This window comes from Streptomyces sp. WELS2, from assembly GCF_013870595.1.
In the GTDB taxonomy this organism is placed as follows: domain Bacteria; phylum Actinomycetota; class Actinomycetes; order Streptomycetales; family Streptomycetaceae; genus Streptomyces.
In genome coordinates this window covers 1-2,146 of the sequence record NZ_JACBWZ010000965.1, presented here as the reverse complement: position 1 = coordinate 2,146, position 2,146 = coordinate 1, and the positions used below count along the sequence as shown (strand labels likewise).

The 2,146-nt window shown below is 73.1% G+C and carries 3 protein-coding genes; 1 reads left to right on the top strand and 2 read right to left on the bottom strand.

Annotation, left to right across the window (positions count from 1 at the left end; translation table 11 throughout):
* Together H5J33_RS32345 and H5J33_RS32340 are read right to left on the bottom strand one after the other, a co-directional pair.
* On the bottom strand, positions 1-784 hold a 784-nt coding region (locus tag H5J33_RS32345; RefSeq protein WP_181798289.1), incomplete at its 3' end, for a VOC family protein.
* A 122-nt stretch (positions 785-906) separates the two neighbouring features.
* Complete coding sequence (locus H5J33_RS32340) at positions 907-1,500, bottom strand: dihydrofolate reductase family protein (RefSeq protein WP_181798288.1); 594 nt, start codon at positions 1,498-1,500, stop codon at positions 907-909.
* A 70-nt stretch (positions 1,501-1,570) separates the two neighbouring features.
* Between H5J33_RS32340 and H5J33_RS32335 the strand changes: the two genes are divergently transcribed.
* On the top strand, positions 1,571-2,146 hold a 576-nt coding region (locus tag H5J33_RS32335), incomplete at its 3' end, for a TetR/AcrR family transcriptional regulator (protein ID WP_181798287.1).

Sequence of the window (2,146 nt, the reverse complement as noted above, 5' to 3'; positions counted from 1 at the left end):
CCGCCGAGATCACGGTGAACCGGGCGCCGTCGGGGTCGCGCAGTACGGCCTCGTGCTCGCCCTCCTCCAGGACGCCTCCGCCGTGCCGCTCGGCGGCCCGTGCGCACCCGGGCACGTCGTCCACCAGGAAGGTGACCTGCCAGTGCGGCCGTACCGAGGGGTCGGGGGCCGTGTCCGACTCTCCCGACTCGATGCGCGCGACGACGAGTCCCCGGCTGCGCAGCAGCACCTCGTCGGCCTCGTACTCGACCTCGCAGCTGCCGGGGCGGTCCGAGGCCCATTCCAGGACGCCGCCGTAGAACATGGCGGCGTCGAAGGCGTCGCGGGTGTGCAGGGTGATGAAGGCCGGTGCCGCCGGCCGCCAGGGCTCCCAGCGGCCGAACAGCTCCCCCTCCCAGATGCCGAAGGTGGCCCCGTGCCGGTCGGAGAGGAGGGCCACGCGTCCGGGCGTCGGCCCGCTGCGGCTGCCGCCCCGCTCGCGGGCCCGCGCCGCGGCCTGGTCGGCGTCCGGCACGGCGAAGTACGGCGTCCAGGCCACCCCCGTCTGCCGCAGGGCCGGCAGCATGGCGATCCCGGCGACCGGTGCCGAGTCCGCCAGCGCGATACGGAAGTGATCGCCCGCCCCGGCCGGGCGCCACTGCCAGCCGAGCACGGCCCCGTAGAACCGTTGCGACTCCTCGAGACCGTGACTGGTCAGGCTGACCCAGCACGGTGCGCCGCACCCGGAGCCCGTGGAGACGGCGTCCGTGGCCCCGGAGTGTGTCCTGCCGTGATTCGTGGCCATCGCGCCCGGCCTCCTGTGTCCCAACCGCCAGCGCTGTGAGACCGATGTCCGACGGGAATGCGAAACCTGAAACGTCAGCGTACCCACAGCACCCCGGGGGAAACGGATCCTGCCGCGTGTCGCTAGCGACGGGTGAGACGGGTGAGCGTGACGCCGTTGGGGAAGGCGGTGCGCTCGGCGACCTCGAACGCGGTGGGGTCGAACGCGCCGTCGAAGGCCGGGATGCCGGCGCCGGCCACCACCGGGTAGTTCTTGATCACCAGTTCGTCGAGCTCGGGCAGCAGGGCCCCCGCGAGCTTCCCGCCGCCGCACAGCCAGATGTCCAGCCCGGTGCCCTCCTCCCGCTTGAGCGCGCGGACCAGGCCGAGCGGGTCGCCCGGGACGACGGTGACGGCCGGGTCGACGTCCGGCGCCAGGGTGCTGGAGACCACGTACTGGCGCAGGTGCGCGTACGGACTGGTGATCCCCGCGCCGAGAGCGGGACGGTAGGCGCCGAGGCCCATGACGACCGTGTCGAAGTGCCGGTTGGACGCGTCGGTCAGGCCGACGGCGGCGCGGTGGGCGGTCGGGACCGTCTCGGGATACCGGGTGCCGGTCCAGGCGGAGTAGGCGGCGGCCTGCCGTTCGTCGCCGGCCGGGAAGAAGTCGTACTCGCCGCCGGGGCCGGCGATGCGGCCGTCGAGCGAGACGGCGACGTAGTACACGAGCTTGCGCAAGCTGATGGCTCCTGACGTAGTACTCTGGTTGAAGTGGTCTGAACGTAGTACTACAGCTGGAGTGGTGTCAATGGTGAGACGGAACGACGAACGGCGGGCCGCCCTCGTGGACGCGGCGATCGAGGTGCTGGCCAGGGACGGCGCGCGGGGCCTGACGTTCCGTGCGGTGGACACGCAGGCCGCCGTGCCCGTCGGCACCGCCTCCAACTACTTCGCCGACCGCGACCACCTGCTCACCCAGGCCGGGGCCCGGGTCTACGAGCGGCTCCAGCCCGACGAGGCCACGCTCACCCGGCTGCGGACGGCCGACCGCGACCGGGAGACCTACGCGCGGCTGATGCGGGAGCTCGTCGGCCGCGTGGCCGCTTTCCGCACCGGCTACCTCGCGCTGCTCGAACTGCGCCTCGAGGCCACCCGCCGCCCCGGACTCCGCCAGGTCCTCACCGAGCGGGTCCGGGCCGACCTGGACGCCAACGTCGCCTACCACGAGGCGTCCGGCTTCCCCGGCGACGCCACGGCGGTCAAGCTCCTCGTCCTGACGCTCAACTGGCTGATCGTCGAGCAGCTCACCCTGCCGGACGTCTTCACGGAGGCGGAGCGCGAGCAGCTGGTGGCGGCGGCGGTCGAACGCATCGTGACCGAGGAG